Annotated in this window: 10 protein-coding genes and 1 tRNA gene; 3 read left to right on the top strand and 8 right to left on the bottom strand. The window is 58.8% G+C overall.

Going from position 1 to position 15,025, the window contains the following annotated elements; translation table 11 throughout:
• Window positions 1-115: 115 nt before the first annotated feature.
• From VFQ24_12510 to VFQ24_12500, 3 genes are all read right to left on the bottom strand, one after another.
• A complete protein-coding gene (locus tag VFQ24_12510; protein HET9179171.1) occupies window positions 116-1,474 on the bottom strand; it encodes a TldD/PmbA family protein in 1,359 nt (452 codons plus the stop codon).
• Between the two features lie 100 nt (window positions 1,475-1,574).
• Window positions 1,575-3,029 (bottom strand): metalloprotease TldD, encoded by a 1,455-nt coding sequence (tldD, locus tag VFQ24_12505; GenBank protein ID HET9179170.1) that lies wholly within the window; start codon window positions 3,027-3,029, stop codon window positions 1,575-1,577.
• Window positions 3,030-3,385: 356 nt separating this feature from the next.
• Entirely contained in the window at window positions 3,386-3,826 is a 441-nt protein-coding gene (locus VFQ24_12500) for a winged helix-turn-helix domain-containing protein (GenBank protein ID HET9179169.1), read from the bottom strand.
• A 125-nt stretch (window positions 3,827-3,951) separates the two neighbouring features.
• On the opposite strand from VFQ24_12500, the gene dinD reads away from it, so the two are divergent.
• Complete coding sequence (gene dinD, locus VFQ24_12495; GenBank protein HET9179168.1) at window positions 3,952-4,782, top strand: DNA damage-inducible protein D; 831 nt, start codon at window positions 3,952-3,954, stop codon at window positions 4,780-4,782.
• A 140-nt stretch (window positions 4,783-4,922) separates the two neighbouring features.
• On the opposite strand, the gene VFQ24_12490 is transcribed toward dinD, so the two are convergent.
• From VFQ24_12490 to VFQ24_12475, 4 genes are all read right to left on the bottom strand, one after another.
• On the bottom strand, window positions 4,923-5,555 hold the full coding sequence (locus VFQ24_12490) for a hypothetical protein (GenBank protein HET9179167.1): 633 nt from the start codon (window positions 5,553-5,555) through the stop codon (window positions 4,923-4,925).
• The gene (locus VFQ24_12485; GenBank protein ID HET9179166.1) at window positions 5,548-6,111 is read right to left on the bottom strand and encodes a sigma-70 family RNA polymerase sigma factor; all 564 of its coding nucleotides are present in this window, start codon (window positions 6,109-6,111) and stop codon (window positions 5,548-5,550) included. Before VFQ24_12485 ends, VFQ24_12490 begins: the two co-directional genes overlap by 8 nt.
• 99 nt (window positions 6,112-6,210) lie before the next feature.
• Window positions 6,211-6,284: transfer RNA gene (locus VFQ24_12480), tRNA-Cys, on the bottom strand.
• 14 nt (window positions 6,285-6,298) lie between these two features.
• On the bottom strand, window positions 6,299-9,496 hold the full coding sequence (locus VFQ24_12475; GenBank protein ID HET9179165.1) for a carboxypeptidase-like regulatory domain-containing protein: 3,198 nt from the start codon (window positions 9,494-9,496) through the stop codon (window positions 6,299-6,301).
• 861 nt (window positions 9,497-10,357) lie between these two features.
• Between VFQ24_12475 and VFQ24_12470 the strand changes: the two genes are divergently transcribed.
• Both VFQ24_12470 and VFQ24_12465 read left to right on the top strand, forming a co-directional pair.
• Complete coding sequence (locus tag VFQ24_12470) at window positions 10,358-10,732, top strand: hypothetical protein (GenBank protein HET9179164.1); 375 nt, start codon at window positions 10,358-10,360, stop codon at window positions 10,730-10,732.
• Between the two features lie 241 nt (window positions 10,733-10,973).
• Window positions 10,974-11,696, top strand: coding sequence for a hypothetical protein (locus VFQ24_12465; protein ID HET9179163.1), 723 nt, complete (start codon window positions 10,974-10,976; stop codon window positions 11,694-11,696).
• Window positions 11,697-11,935: 239 nt separating this feature from the next.
• On the opposite strand, the gene VFQ24_12460 is transcribed toward VFQ24_12465, so the two are convergent.
• Window positions 11,936-14,572, bottom strand: coding sequence for a carboxypeptidase regulatory-like domain-containing protein (locus VFQ24_12460; GenBank protein HET9179162.1), 2,637 nt, complete (start codon window positions 14,570-14,572; stop codon window positions 11,936-11,938).
• Between the last annotated feature and the right edge of the window lie 453 nt (window positions 14,573-15,025).

The following is a 15,025-nucleotide window of genomic DNA, read 5'->3' as shown; positions in this document are numbered from 1 at the left end:
GAGATGCCTGTCCAACCCGCAGGCGTGGCACGGGCGTCCCGCCCGTGTCGGACCACGGCCAGGATGGCCGTGCCACTGAGGACATTGTAAACAGAATCGCGACGGGTGTACGCCGTTAGGCGCCGGCCACCGTCAGCCCGCCGACGCGTAAAGTGGGCGAGGTGACGCTGCGCCGGAATTCCAGATCGTTGCCGATCATCTCGATGTGGTTCAGCATATCCTGAAGGCTGCTGGCGATGGTCACTTCGTGGACGGGATAAGTGAGTTCTCCGTTTTCAATCCACAGGCCGGCGGCGCCGCGCGAATAGTCGCCCGTCACCACGTTGACGCCGAAGCCGATCAACTCCGTCACATAGAAACCGTCTTTGACGCTGCGAATGATCTCTTCCGGGGAATGCTCGCCAGGTTTGAGGTAGAGGTTTTTGGGGCCAACGCTGGGCGCTCCGGCCAGGCCCCGCGAAGCGTTGCCGGTGGTTTTCATGCCCAGCTTGTTGGCCGCGTAGGAATTCAACAGGTAATTTTTTAAGACGCCGCGCTCGATCACTGTGGTGGTGGAGGCCGGAATGCCCTCGTCGTCAAAAGGCCGCGAGCCGAAACCCCCCGGCCGCAGGCCGTCGTCCAGCACGGTGACGTTTTCGCCCGCCACCTGCCGGCCCAACTTGTCGGTCAGGAAGCTGGATTTGCGGTAGATGGCGTCGCCGCGCACGGCGCCAAAAATGTGGCCAGCCAGCGACGAGGCGGTTTCAGCATCAAAGACCACCGGCACCTGCCTTGTTGAAATCTTGCGCGCTCCCAGGCGTCGCAGGGCGCGTTCCGCCGCCTTTCGTCCCACGGATTCGGCCGGCTCCAGCGCCGCCACGCTCCGCGCCACGGAATACCAGTAGTCGCGCTGCATGGCGCCGCCGGGTTCAGCCTGGGCGATGGGCGAAACCGCCACGGAGCAGTAAGACCCGCGATAGCTGCCCACAAATCCCGCCGAACTAGCGTAAACTCTGGCGCCCACGTTCGATTCGTACCACGAGCCCTCGGAGTTGCGGATGCGCGGGTCGGTGGCCGTCGCCGCCTGTTCGGCGCGGCGCGCCCAGGCGATGCGGTCCTCGGTCGAGAGCGCGGCAACGTCTGCGCAATAGAGTTGCAGGTCGCCATCGTAGCGGCCCAGCAGGGCGGGGTCGGGAAGGCTGCTGGCGGGGTCTTCGGAAGTTTCGCGCGCCATTTCGAGCGTGCGCTCCACCAGCGTCTTGAGCGATGAGGCGGAGAAATCGCTGGAATAGGCGGAAGCGCTCTGCGTGCCAATAAAGACGCGCAGGCCCAGGCCCTTGGACGAGGCTTCCTTCAGCTTCTCGATTTTGCCCAGCCGCAGCGTCGTGGAAAATTCTTCGCCTTCGAGCGCCACCACGTCAGCCGCGCTGGCTCCGGCGGCGGTCGCCTTGTCCACCAGGTCTTTTGCGATTTGTTCGAGGTTCAGTTCTGTCATAGAAGTCTCAAGGTTTTGATTTACGATGGGTCGCAAGCCGCGGAGGCGCGCCGGTGTAGCGCCGGGCTTTAAGCCCGGCATGCCGTCCTGAAGGACGGCTCTACGTAAATGACTGCATACCGCGCGCTGCTGTGCCGCCCACCGTCAGCTTGCTGATCTTGATGGTGGGGATGCCCACGCCCACGGGAACGCTCTGGCCGTCTTTGCCGCAGGTGCCGATGCCCGGATCAAGCGCGAGATCGTTGCCGACGGCGGTGACGTTGGTCAGCACGGTTGGCCCGTCGCCGATCAGCGTGGCTCCCCGCACCGGAGCAGTAATCTTGCCGTGTTCGATCAGGTAAGCCTCGGAAGCCGAAAAAACGAACTTGCCACTGGTGATGTCCACCTGCCCGCCGCCGAAATGGGACGCGTAGAGCCCGTGGTCTACACTGCGCACAATTTCCTCGGGATCGTCCTCCCCGGCCAGCATGTAGGTGTTGGTCATGCGCGGCATGGGGATGTGCTCGTAACTTTCGCGGCGGCCGTTGCCGGTGCGCGTGGTCTTCAACTGATCGGCGCTGATCTTGTCCTGCAGATAGCCGACCAGCGTGCCATTCTCAATCAGCACATTCTTGTGCGTGGGCTCGCCTTCGTCATCCACATTCAGCGAGCCGCGCCGCGAGGGAATGGTGCCGTCGTCCACCACGGTGCAAAGGTCGGAAGCGACCTTCTTTCCGATCCGGCCCGAAAAGGCCGAAATGCCCTTGCGATTGAAATCAGCCTCCAGCCCGTGACCCACGGCTTCATGCAGAAGAATGCCAGGCCAGCCCGGTCCCAGGACCACCTGCATCTCGCCCGCCGGCGCCTCCCGCGCGTCAAGCTGCACAATCGCCTGCCGCGAGGCTTCCCGCGCAAAGTTTTCGGGGCTGCTCTCGCCTGCAAAAAATTCCAGGCCCACGCGCCCGCCGCCGCCGTAAGTGCCAGAGCGCAGCTTGTCGTTTTCCTGGGCAATGACGTAGACGCTCAACCGCACCAGCGGCTGGAAGTCCGTCACAATGCGGCCATCGGAGCCCGCCAGCAGCACGTGGCGGCTCTGGTCGGCGTAATTTACGCGCACCTGCGCAATCCTGGGATCGTAAGCCCGCGCGGCCGCGTCAGCGCGACGGACCAGTTGCAGACGGTCGCTCAGCGCGCGGTCGGTGGCCGCTGCCACGACCGGATAAAGATCACTCGTCGGCTGCCTGGTGGTTAGACCCACGGTTGAAATAGTGGATGGCCCGCTGGCAATGCGCGCCGCCGTCCGGGCCGCCTTCAGGATTTTTTCCGGCGCCAGATCGTCCGTGTAGGCGTAGCCGGTCTGCTCTCCCGCCAGGACGCGTACGCCGCAGCCTGCCGAAATGCCTTCCAGCGCCGACTTCACCAGCGACTCATCCACTTGCAGGGAAGTGGACGTGGTGTGCTCAAAATAAAGGTCCGCGTAGTCGCCGCCGTCGGAAAGCGCTTCCGCGAGATACCGTTCCAGGTTTGCCTGGGACAGTCCATAACGGTCAAAGAAAAATCGGTCATTCGCTGCCATAAATTCTGCCTGTCATGTGGATCTTTTGCGACTGCTGAAATGCCCCTCGTAATGTCATCCTGAGCGACGTGAAGGATCTGCTTTGCTTGCTTCTTAAAGGGACACAGCAGATGCTTCGCTGCGCTCAGCATGACACCTGGCTGTTTTCAGCAGTCTTCTAAAACGTGGAGGCGAGTCTCGCCGCGGGCCAGCCACCTGAATCTTCAACCTAACACAGCGGTAAGGGGGTGTCAATTTTGCGGCAGTAGGCAAGCTTGGATTGGAACGCTCTACCAAGAGAAAAACAGATGTTGTGGCATCGAGTAGCGGGTTACAGGCCCCTAAAATGTGATCCTTCGCATGAGCGAGTTTGTCACTTAATTTTCAGTTCCAAACTCTTCCGGGATGTCAAAATCCTCTTCGTTTTCTGCTGTCCCGTCGGCTGCTTGTTTGCTTGCTTCGATTAGCCCAAACGTATTTGGAGCGGGCCTGGTGAAGATTTGACCATTTCTCACATAAGAAGAGAGATTGCCACTCAAAGAGACACGATGCCCTTTGTCTGGAGGCTTATTGAGGGCCTTCAAAATGTCATTGACATGCATCGGATGTCCTGCCTTACGGAGAACTTCTCTGGCTTGAGCTAAAGCTGTTCCCGGTCGAAGCAAAACGCCCTCTTGGCTTTCATCTTTTGGGATGAAGCGCATGGTATCCTGAAGAGCCTGCATATATGCTTTAGCCTTTTCTATTTGAAGCTGCAAGTCAAGTATTTCCTGCTGCTTGCGGTCTATCAGTTTTTGATACTGTTCTCTTATTTTCATAATCACCTGCCATCAAAATAGTAACACGAATGAAAAGAAGAGCGCAACAACAAAAAATGAGCAAATGATATGAAGGTGATATATAATTGCAGCGTAACAAAATACCATCGGAGAGGTTCACGATCATGGAATCACATATCGAGTACATCAAAACTGCCTTGGATGCTAGGATGCACGTCACCCCCAAAGGCTTCCCTTTCTGGTACGGGCGCGATGTTATGGAAATACTGGCTTATGCTAACTGGGAAAACTTTACGGCTGTGGTCAAGAAGGCACGCATAGCGTGTGATAATTCGGGGAAGCCTTCCTCCAACCATTTTCTTGGTATCAGGGAAATGGTCCCGATAGGAAGTGGAGCAAAGAGGAAAAGAGAAAACTTCGTACTTAGTAGGTATGCCTGTTACCTGATCGCCATGAACGGAGATACCGAAAAGCCGGAAGTCAGCACTGCGCAGACCTATTTCGCCGTCCAGACCCGCACCCAGGAAATTGAGCAAGCCCTGACAGACCAACAAAGAAGACTGTTGATTAGGAATCGAGTAAAAGATGCGAACAAGAAATTAATGAGCGTGGCTAAGGCAGCCGGGGTGAAGAAATACCCTGTCTTTCAAGATGCTGGATACAAGGGTCTCTACGGAGGGCTCGGAAGGGACGAGATAAAGAAAGCCAAAGGCATATCGAGAGAGGACGAACTCCTGGACTGTATAGATCGGGAGGAGCTAGCTGCGAACGAGTTTAGGATTACACAAACCGAGGCGAAGCTGAAGCGAGAGCAAACTAGGGGTGAAGAAAACGCAATAAACGCTCATTTCTCAGTGGGGAGTAGGGTGAGACAAGCCATTAAGGAAATTCAAGGGAAAATGCCCGAAGAACTTCTGGCTGTCCCCTCAATCAAGAAGCTCGCCGAAAAGCAAGCCAGAGATGCAAAGAGCCTAAAAGGCGGTCGAGAAGATTAGTGCCCAAGGATTCGCTCTGCTTGATGACCTCTTGCACCACTCTGTGGACCGTCTGGTTTGTGTGCTCTAACGCCCCTCTCTTCGAAGTTCCGCGGGGTGAATGCCCACGATCCCGCAGGGGGCCACGGCTGATCGTGAGGCTACTGCATTCCAATTCCCTTGATGATCCTCTCGGCGATGTTTTGTGCCGCTGCTTTGGTGTAGTGGCCGGTCAGCATGGCGGACTGCCCGACAGCATCACGGACCACCGGCGCCATAATCACCTGGCCATCGAGGAGGATGGCGAGGGGCTTCCCGATGTGGGCCTGGGTCGCCTGGCGCATTTTGTCAGCTCCGGCTGCGTTAAACTTCACGCTAATGCCATATTGCGACGGCCCGCCCGTCTCGACCACCTGCACCGCAGCGATGTCGCTGTTGCTCACAACGACCTCACTATGGAGGTAAACGTACCGATCGGAGTCCGCCACTTTTGCCTTCTGCAGGCCGGCAGCGGGGCTTGTTTCAGCCATCCTGACTTCAAACCGAATGGCCGCCTGAAGATTGCTGTTGAATACTGACCACAGGACCGCCCCGAGGGCCAGGACAGCGGCCAGCATCAAAGCGGAAGTCGCTAAAACGGCCCTCCTCGACCGCGGCCTTCCGCCCGCGGGTACGTAGGTGCGGCTGGCTGCCGCAAGCACTGCCTGGCGGCGCAAAGCCCTCTGGGCCGGCGGCAGTGCCGGTTCGTGCTGAAGCGGGTCGGCATCCTGCAGAAGCTCTCTTAGCTTATTCATGGGTGAGTCCTCCGGAAGTTTTAAGTGCGCGGGCCAGATCGCGCCTGCCCATGGCGAGATGCCAGCGGACCGTAATGGCGCTGATGCCAAGAAGGGACGCAATTTTCGAGACGGGCAATTCCTCAAGTTCGTGCATCACGACGATGGCGCGCCGCCGCGGAGGCAGGACGTCCAGCGCCTGCCACACAGCCGCCCTGGCAATCAGCGCTGGTTCTGGGTTCCTCGTGTTAGAGTCGTGCCGCCCAGCTTGCAAGGCGGTTTCCTGATGCCGGGCGCGAACCGATACCCTTCGCCACTGGTCGCGGCGGATGTTGATGAGTACGCGGACGAGCCACGCCTCTTCATTCGACGCCCCTCGAGGGATTGATTTTGGGCATCGGGCCGCCCTTAGAAACGCCTCCTGGACGAGATCCAGAGCATCATCGGCGTTCGGCGCCAGCCGTCTGGCCAGGCGGTAGAGACGGTCGTAATGGGCATCGGACAATCGCGCCAGCCGATCGGCGGGATCGGCATCTGCGATGACCGGAAGCGCCGGGGCTGCGCACTGTTGGTTCATGTCTTGTTAAACGCGCGAGGACCCTGTTATGTTGGTTCATAACCGGGAGAAATTCCAGATTTCAAACTCCATCGGTCATTGGACGGCAGACGGCGATGCTGGAGGCGCGGGGCGGAATCGAACCGCCGATCAAGGTTTTGCAGACCTTGGCCTTACCACTTGGCGACCGCGCCTTCTCTGCCACGAGCTACCACGAGAGCTTCAGGGCCAACTGAATTTGCCGCGAACTGGTTGACGTTGAAGTGACCACTCCGGCGGTTGGCGAAGGCGTCCCCGTGGCCGAAGTGAACACAACCGGGTTCGGAGTATTCAGGTTGGGGTGGTTCAAAACGTTGAAGAAGTCAGCCCGAAGCTGCACTTCCCGTTTTTCTCCAAATGAGAAACTCTTCGCCAGCGACACGTCAGTCTCAACCATGCCGGGCCCCGTCAAAACATTCCGGCCCGCGTTGCCGTAGGTGCCGGGCAAGGGCTGGATGAATGCGCTGGGATCAAAATAGCGGCTGGCGCTGCCCGGAATCACCTGCCCCGTAAAATTGGGGTCCCAGGACGGCCGCACCGGATTGCGCGTGTCGCCGTCGTTCGACGGATTGTACGACAGTTGGGGAGTGAAGGGGATTCCCGACTGCAAGGCTGCAATGCCGGTGATCCGCCAATGGGTGAGGAGGCGCCGCGGCCAGGAACTCCCTTGGGCCGTCTGTCCAGACGTGAATGGAAGTTCCCAGGTGGCGTTAACGACGGCAGAATGCCGCACATCGAATGATGCCCTGCCGTAGTCGGAAGCCGGAAGGAGCGGATTGCTGACGTAGGCTGGTGAATTGGTGGCAAGAGTTGTATTCAAGGTATCACCGTTGTCGAGAGCCTTTGCAAAAGTATAAACACCTCGAAATTGCAGTCCGCGGCTGAAGCGCCGGCTGAAGTCCACCTCCAAAGCGTTATAGGAGCTGACGCCCTCCGAGAACCACGTCGTTGTAGCGCCCACGTCGGGATTGGCAAGCGGCGCGCCGGGCGGATTGTACCAGGTTCCCGCCGGATAGCCGGCCGGGCATGGCGAGGCCGGGCAGATCGTGGGCACCGGCACGTTGGCATCGACGCTGAGCAGTTCGTGGTAGGCATGCGAGCCGACATAGCCCACGCTCAGAGAGGTGTTCGCGGAAAGCTGCTGCTCGATCGTTAACGTGTAAGACTCCACGGTCGGGGTCTCGATACTCGGCTGCACGCCGCTCGGCGGGACCACCGAATTTGATGGAGGCGGCGCGTCCGGGGCGATGCGGATGCTCGAAATCGCGGCGCCCTTGATCACCAGCGACTGGTTGTAAGGACCGAGATTGTCGAGGCGATAGCTAAGATTGTCGAGCAGCGAGTAGTAAAGGCCAAAGCCCGCGCGGACCACCGTCTTCCTGGAGGCAAACGGCGACCACGCGACCCCGAGGCGCGGCGAGGGGAGAAACTTTGCGTTATTGACGGTGAGGGCGGAGCGGCCTAGGGTGGGCTGCGTGTCAATAACGCCCGCTGAATTGAATCGATAGTTGGCGGCACGGCCGTGGGCCTCATTCCAGCCGTCCGTGGACTCGGCCCTGAATCCCAGCCGCAGTTCGAGCGAGGGTTTGGGCTTCAGCACATCTTCTGCATAAAAGGCGCCCTCGAATGAACGCCAGCCGAGCAGCGTTGACGATGGCGTGACCGTAAACGCGGATACCGCGCCATCAAGGAACGCCTGAAGATTTGAGAAGGTCGCCTGGCCGTACTGGTTCTGCGCGAGATTGTCGTTGGCCTGGATCCGCTGGGCCCAGACGCCGAACTTGAAAAGGTGGATGCCGTGGGTAATGGCGACCTGGTCTTCCGCGGTGAACAGATTTCGCACCGCCGTAAGATTGCTGCTGCCGCTGGTTCCGGCTGCGGCGATCTGCGTGGCCGCATTGTTTGCCGTGCTACCGCCGATCACCACCGCGCCAATCGGCCGGCCCTCGACAAATCCCGGCAGGTCCACCAGCGACCGCCCCGTGTAATAGTATGCGCCGCGGGAAAAGCCGAAGGTCGCCCGGTTCAGAACGTTGGGTGAGAACACGCGCGTTTCGCTCAGGCTGGCCACCTGCTCCCGCAATGTTATATCCACAAAGCTCAGGGGATTTGCCGTTGGCGTGTTGGCCACGCTGTCGTCGATGGTAAAGACGCCGGTAAGCGTGTCCTTTTCTGAAAACGTGTGATCGAGCCTGACGGTCCCGAAATCTTCTCGAATCGCCTGCAGCGGATTGCTGAAGGCCTGCGCGATGCCGCTGGGTCCGCCGGTTGAGGTCAACAATTCGGGCCCGTTGGCCGCCGGCCACAGGGCAAGGAACGGCTGGACACTGGGCGCGGCGCTGGCCCGCGAGGCATCATCTGGAACAAACGCCACATTACTAAGGCGAAGGTGCTGCCGGTAGCCTTCGTAATTCCCAAACAGGAAGGTCCGGTCCTTGCTGACGGGCCCGCCCAGAGAGCCGCCGAAAACGTTGCGCTGGAAAGGCGCAACCCCTCCATGATCGAAGAAATTTCTCGCGTCCAGTGCGCTGTTGCGCAGAAACTCGTAAGCGTTGCCGTGGAGTTGGTCCGTGCCGGAAGCCGTCACGATGTTGATTTGCGCCCCCGGCCGCTTGCCGAATTCGGCGCCATAATCGTCTTTCACCACAGAAAACTCGCGCACGGCATCGACGCCCAGCAGTTGGCCGCTGGCTCCGCCCGGCGTGTTGTTGATTTCCGATGCGCTGGTAAATTCAATCCCATTCAGGAGGTAGAGGTTCTCCTGCGGCCGCCGTCCCGATGCCGAGAACATATTGCCGATCACCGAATTGTTCGTCCCGATGCCGCCGGCGCGCTGTGAGGTGTAATTCACGACGCCAGGGTTCAGGGTGATCAATTGATCGTAGCTGCGGCCGTTCAACGGCAACTCTCTTACTTGCTGCCTGCTGACAACTCCGGAGGCATCGGCCGTGGTCACCTGGGTTGTAGCGGGAGTATCCTGAACATCAACCGCCTGATGGCCAGCGGCGACGGAGAGCTTTAAATTTGCCTCCGCGCGCTGTCCAACCACAAGTGTCAGCGTAAGCGATGCCCGATCGAACCCCTGCCTGCTCGCGGAAATTTGGTAAATTCCCGCCGGGAGCAATGGAGCTTCATAGCGGCCGGCAGCGTCGGTAAGAATGGTCCGCCGGGCGCCCGTTTCTGAATTGATGACCGTGATGCTGGCGTCCGGGACCACGCCTCCAGTTGTATCGGTTACGACACCGGTGATTGCGGCTTCACTTTGCGCCCATGCAGCAGGAGCCGCGGCGAACAGGATCGCGAGCACGAAAGCCAGCGCCGGCCTGGGCATTTTCTCCAGCCGTTGAAGGGTCCCAAGAGGTCTCATGAGTCAACTCCTTTCAAAATCACGCGCAGGGTTGCTTACCACCTTCGCTCTAATGGGTTTTTCTGATTGGGTTGCGGCGGGGCAGGACATCAACTGCCGCGCGCCACGGGCATGCGGAGCAGAGGTCAACAACAGCGCAGGGGGAGCTGCGGGGAGGGCAATGCCAACGTTGGAAAATCAAAATGGCCCATCGCTGAAGCCTCGTCCTCACCCTGGAAGACGGTTTCGATCGGGTCTGGTTTACGGCTGCGTTGGGTTGTCAAAGGTACAACCCTTGGAATTCAAAATGGGTGGATGACGGAAATCAGCAACAACAACAGGAAAGAGCGGCTTCACGGACCGTGAGGCCCACAAGGCTAAAAGCGAGGATAAAGTTAGTTACCTTCAACATACTCTTCGACTCTATGCTATTTCTTCTGCGATTGTCAAGCGGACCGGCAACGCAGTGGCGGCTTCTAGATTGTGGCACGGCCATCCTGGTCCCGCCCAGGCGGGAGCGAGACGCCCGTGCCACAAGCCAATCTGAGTCACTCCCCGCAATGCACCTGTTTTGCTTCCGTTATACTGGGAGCAGGTAAATTTCGCAGCCGCTGAGTCTCCAATCCACGGCGCCGCCGGGGCAACCCCGCGGCGTTGAAAACCGTCTATAAGATGTAAGATGTCAGGTGCGCGTGGGGCGCTGAACGGCGGTCGTATTGCCTGGGGACGGGGGCTTCCGGAGGGGCTTGCTGGTGTATTGTAAGTTTTGGTAATCAATAAGTTGTAACCAGCCGATTGCCAGTAATGATATGATTGGGCATTATCTGTGCGCGGGGCGGGGAAGGTTGCTCGAAAAACAATTGATTGAGGTGAAGGGAAAATATGTCGTTGAATCGGATTTCACGTGTTTGTCTTAAGGCCGGAATGCTGGCGCTTGCCGCCGCCACCCTTGCGTGGACTGTGCCCACGGCCCGCGCCGGCGCCTTACGTTACGCCGGAAAGATGGTAGCGAGAGGGACGACGGCCGCAGCGTCTGCAACGGCTTCGGGCGGCCAGGCAGCGGTCAACAAGTTCCAGACTGACGCCGTGCCGGCCACTGCCAGAGCAGGCCATTCCGTCAAGCGAACGCTGGCCCATGCGGGTGAGGCCACGACCAATGGGGCCAAGGATGGCGGCGCCTTCGTCTACTACGGCGCCAAGCGCGCTCCGCACACGGTGGCCCACGGAGCCAGGTCCGCGTGGCGGGCGATCTGGTAACGAGATTTATCCGTAAGCTGACATTACTCCTCCGGGAGAATGTGACGGGGCGCCTGCAAAAGGCGCCCTTTTTACGCTGCCCAACGCATCCGCCGCCGCCCCTGCAGACGATTTTGATCCCGCCACGCAGCCGATTTGCAAAAAAGTAGCACAGCCACTCCTGGCTGTGGAAACGGGATAAAAACACAGGCGAGAGCGCCTGTGCCACGCCGCTCCAGCGCGGGTGAATCCCATGTTACCGATGGAGCATCGGACAGAAGAGCAGGGAAGAACCGTGTGGCTCCTGGACAGGTATTCGAACCCGCTCTGGCATAAGGCTTCGCGGCTCGACAAGCGCGGCCGGCGCACCGTCGCCACGACCCTGTGCGCCTATGACTTCCTGCGCCAGCAGGTGGAGAAGAAGCTCATCGGCCCCGTCGAACCGTACCTCAGGGAAAAACGCAATCCGAAGCAAGCCGGCATCGGGCTCACCACTGCCGTGCGAACGGAGCTGGTGGACGAAGCCCTGATGGCCCTGCTGTGGTCATGCACCTGCCCGGCGTTCGATCCCGGACTCAAGCTGCCTCGCGAACTGGTCCCCCATCTGCCGGAAGTCTGGGGTGGTTTCATTCTCGGTGACGTCAACCACCGCCTGAACCGTTCCACTCCTGCCACGCTTGACAAGACAGGTTATTCCGAAGACCCGGCGCAGGCCCGCCAGCAGGTCCTGGGGCGGTGGCGGGAAATACTCGGCATTTCGGACCCGGACTTTGCAGACCGCGTGAACGCTGGTGGTTTTTCTGAAGCCTGGGACTGGCTGGCCCAGATGTTTATTGCCGACACTCTGGCCGGCATGGCGAAAATTCCCGACCGGATGCTCTTTTCACAGGCGCGTCGAATTGCAGGCTCCGCTCCTCCGCATCGCGTGGCCCTGATTGAGCAATTCATTCAGAGGATTACCGCAGCCCCGGGCAAAGCCGGGTAGGGCAGAGTCTCGCGGGTGGCGCATACGTCGCGCCCTTTGCGATGTATGCGGCCCTTCTTTCCTTACATCAATTGACTTAGAGGCAATCCCCTGCTGCGCATACATTCCAGACCCGGGAACGTATGCGCTTGTATCTTGATGCCGGGCTGGTAAAAATCTCTGAGGCCAAGGGCTTGTTCTGGCGGGAAGGCCGATCTGCGCTATCAGCTACTGGCTACAGGCCGGGAGATGATCCCAGACTATTGGGTAAACTCGATCACGATTCCGTTGATGCGTTTGTCGAAGCCGGTAAATTGCCCGAACATGGGCGAGGTGATGTTGTTATAGACTGCTGTGGGATTTTTTCTGCTTGTGGTGTTGACGGAATAGATGCCAAACCGGAAAGTATGGCCGCGGTGGATGTGGAACGGCAGCGGAAAATCTTTGTAGATCCGCCAGTTGAACGAAAAATAGATGGGATATCGCTGCCCGTTAGGTTCGCCAGCGTAGTTTTGGAGTTCATCGACATTGGAGTAGGGAAAGCCCGAGTGTAAATCGACCGAAGGGCTCAAGGTGATTTTCCAGGGAAGCTTGAAAATCCCAAAACCTGTCAGGCGGTTGGGAACATCAGATGGCTGGTTGGCATAAACGTCGGGACGAATGACCGGGACTTCAAACGGCACGAAGATGTTGTCCGTGGTGTTCAGGTCGCCGCGGCTTTGGCTGCGGACATAAGACATGCTGAGCTCGGTGTCTTCACTGGCGCGGTAGTCCACGGTGAATTCGTACTCGTGATAGCGGGAACTTCCGCCATTCGACAGCAGCATTGTCCCAGCGCCATCCGGCTGCGTGACGGGGTTGATGACAAACAGGCGGCTGGTGTGGCTGTAGAGCGTACCGACCTTCGCCGTCAGCTTGTTGGTAAATCGCCGGGACAGTTGCAGCCGCCAGGTCAGATTGCGCGGCGTGCTCCCCAGGTCCGAACAGTCGGGAAGAGTTTCGGGACTGCCGGAGGATATCCGGGCACATTCATTACGGAAGGCCACGGAGGGACTCAGGGGAGATCCCGCGAAGTCGAGCGGCGTGACAATGCGCGTGGGATTGTCGCTGAAATCGGCGGAAAGCAGCGGCGTGCGGTCATAAAACATTCCGACGCCACCCTGGAAAACGGTTCTGGCCGATTGGTCAAGGGCATAAACCACGCCCAGGCGCGGCGCGAAATTTACCGGGTTTCCGTTGGTCTCGCCATAGTAGCGTAGCCCGAGAGTCGCCGCCAGGCGATTGTTGAAGATCCAATGGTCCTGGGCGAAAGTGGCGACAGAGGTGTCACTGGCGCTCAGATTTCCCAGCCCGCTGAAGTCAATCCGTTCTGCTGAGGACCCGTCGTTCCGGAGAATCTGCACCGGGTGTGATTGGGTGCTGCCCGTCAAGTCGCGGTGGATGACGTCGGAGCCGAACAATATTTCATGGCTGCCTGCCCACTGTTTGGCGGCCAGGTTGAGGAGGGCCAGCCCTTCCTCCTGATGGCTGTTCCTGGCCCAGGTATTGAAATAATTGCCGCCAATACCCAGGGGAGTGAGCAGCATATCCTCCGGACCGTGCCCGTGCGCGTAAGTCTCCATGCGGGTGAATTTGAAGATCGTGTGCAGAATGTCTCCCGAGTTGAACTGGTAGGTGTCGCTGCCGTCGATGGAGTAGCCTTTCTGGCCGGTGTCCGCCGTCGCGGGACGAGGGACCAGGACGTTGAGATCGGCCCATTGAAAACGCCGGGGGAAGAGGTTGACGGTAAGGTTTGCAAAGTGCCTCTGAGACAAAAGAAACTGAAATTGCGAAATCGAGTTATAACCCTGGATCTTTTGCGAGTCGTTGGGCCATGCGAGGCCGCGCACGTCCGGCTTTCGCATTTCATACATAAATGACTCAGCGAAATTAATCTTGTCTTTCCACAAGGGACCGCCAAAACCGATGCGAGGCGTGGCCTTGGCAAAGCCGACAAGATGGCCTTCCTTGCCCCGCACGCTGGGATTCAGGTCGTGCATGCTGAGGCGCCATTGGTTTGGCGGAGGCTTCAGTCCGATGTCGGTCATGCCACCGACGAACCCTCCATACTGCGCGCCAAAAGGCGCTTTGAAGACATCAAGGCTCTGGATGGCGTCGATCGGCACATCAATGGAATACGTCCCCGTAACCGGGTCAACCGCCTGCGCAGAGTCCAGAAGGAGCATGCTCTGGCTCTCCGGCACGCCCTTGATGAAGAGCTTTCCGCTCTGCACTTGAAGAACTCCAGGGGTGACCGGCAATTCCTGTTTGAATTCCTGCCGGACCACAGGAATGGTGAGAAGCTGCTTCGTTTGTAAAGTCTGGGCCGCGGGGCTGGTCCCCTGGGTCGAAACGATGGGCGCGGATTCTCTCACCTCGATGTTCTGCTTGAGTTCCTGGAGCTGCATTTGGATGTCTTCGCTGAGGGTTTGGCCTGCCGCGATGGTGATTTTTCGCGTGAACGGTTTGAATCCTCCAATACTCGCCTCCAGCGCGTAAGGGCCCGCGGGAACGTTGTCGATCTCAAACTCTCCCTTGCCATCGGAGTAAGCCGTTTGGGGCGGCAGACCTGGAGCGTTAGCGGTCAGCTTGATGGCCACCCCGCCGAGCGGGATCGGCTGCCCCTGCGGATTCATGGCGCTCACCGTGCCCCGAACAGTGCCGGTCTCGATTTGAGCAGTGGCAAAGGCAGGGCCCAGACTGAGCGTGAATAAGAGTGCCATCGCCAGGAAGGTGCGACGGGAGGACAATCCGTTCCCGGCTGCAGGCAGACGAAGCTGCAAACGGGATGCCAGGGGCCTTTTATCTTGTGTCGGCTGTTCCTTCCGGACCAGCATTTGCAGGAAACATTCTCTCATCTGTTACTTTCGCCCGAAATTCCCTTTCCTTTGCTTCTGGGTTAAATACTCGTCGGCAAATCGATCCCAGCGGATAAGGGCCTCGTCCGCTGTGCCTTGCAGGCTAAACTTTCCGCAGCCCAAATTGACTGATGTCGGACCGTGTCCCTTCTGAACAACTCTGCCACGCTCCACCTGGCGCATCAGAACGTCAACCCTCCGGCGCCCCTCCCCGAAGCGGATGATATTCCTGGCTGGCGACCTCTGTGTTGACCTCGCTTCTGGCACATGATGAGATGAAGCCCATGACGAAACGGATGCGTCGACCATCAAATTGGAAATGATTGAGATTTGATAACAGAGTTTTAGAAACTGCAAGAATAGCTCATGCCGACATAGCAGATTCCCATGTGTTTTTTGTTTTGCTTCGACCCGGCCATGCATTACTTAGGAGGCTGTTGAAAAACGTTTCGA

The organism is Terriglobia bacterium (assembly GCA_035712365.1).
GTDB lineage: Bacteria > Acidobacteriota > Terriglobia > UBA7540 > UBA7540 > SCRD01.
This window is presented reverse-complemented; position numbering and strand designations above follow the sequence as displayed.

What these genes read in the sequence shown, in the direction of transcription:
- VFQ24_12465 (HET9179163.1), top strand. Translation starts at nt 10,974, where the DNA reads ATGGAGCATCGGACAGAAGAGCAGGGAAGAACCGTGTGGCTCCTGGAC.
- dinD (HET9179168.1), top strand. Translation starts at nt 3,952, where the DNA reads ATGGAATCACATATCGAGTACATCAAAACTGCCTTGGATGCTAGGATG.
- tldD (HET9179170.1), bottom strand. Translation starts at nt 3,029, where the DNA reads ATGGCAGCGAATGACCGATTTTTCTTTGACCGTTATGGACTGTCCCAG.
- VFQ24_12510 (HET9179171.1), bottom strand. Translation starts at nt 1,474, where the DNA reads ATGACAGAACTGAACCTCGAACAAATCGCAAAAGACCTGGTGGACAAG.
- VFQ24_12475 (HET9179165.1), bottom strand. Translation starts at nt 9,496, where the DNA reads ATGAGACCTCTTGGGACCCTTCAACGGCTGGAGAAAATGCCCAGGCCG.
- VFQ24_12500 (HET9179169.1), bottom strand. Translation starts at nt 3,826, where the DNA reads ATGAAAATAAGAGAACAGTATCAAAAACTGATAGACCGCAAGCAGCAG.
- VFQ24_12485 (HET9179166.1), bottom strand. Translation starts at nt 6,111, where the DNA reads ATGAACCAACAGTGCGCAGCCCCGGCGCTTCCGGTCATCGCAGATGCC.
- VFQ24_12470 (HET9179164.1), top strand. Translation starts at nt 10,358, where the DNA reads ATGTCGTTGAATCGGATTTCACGTGTTTGTCTTAAGGCCGGAATGCTG.
- VFQ24_12460 (HET9179162.1), bottom strand. Translation starts at nt 14,572, where the DNA reads ATGAGAGAATGTTTCCTGCAAATGCTGGTCCGGAAGGAACAGCCGACA.
- VFQ24_12490 (HET9179167.1), bottom strand. Translation starts at nt 5,555, where the DNA reads ATGAATAAGCTAAGAGAGCTTCTGCAGGATGCCGACCCGCTTCAGCAC.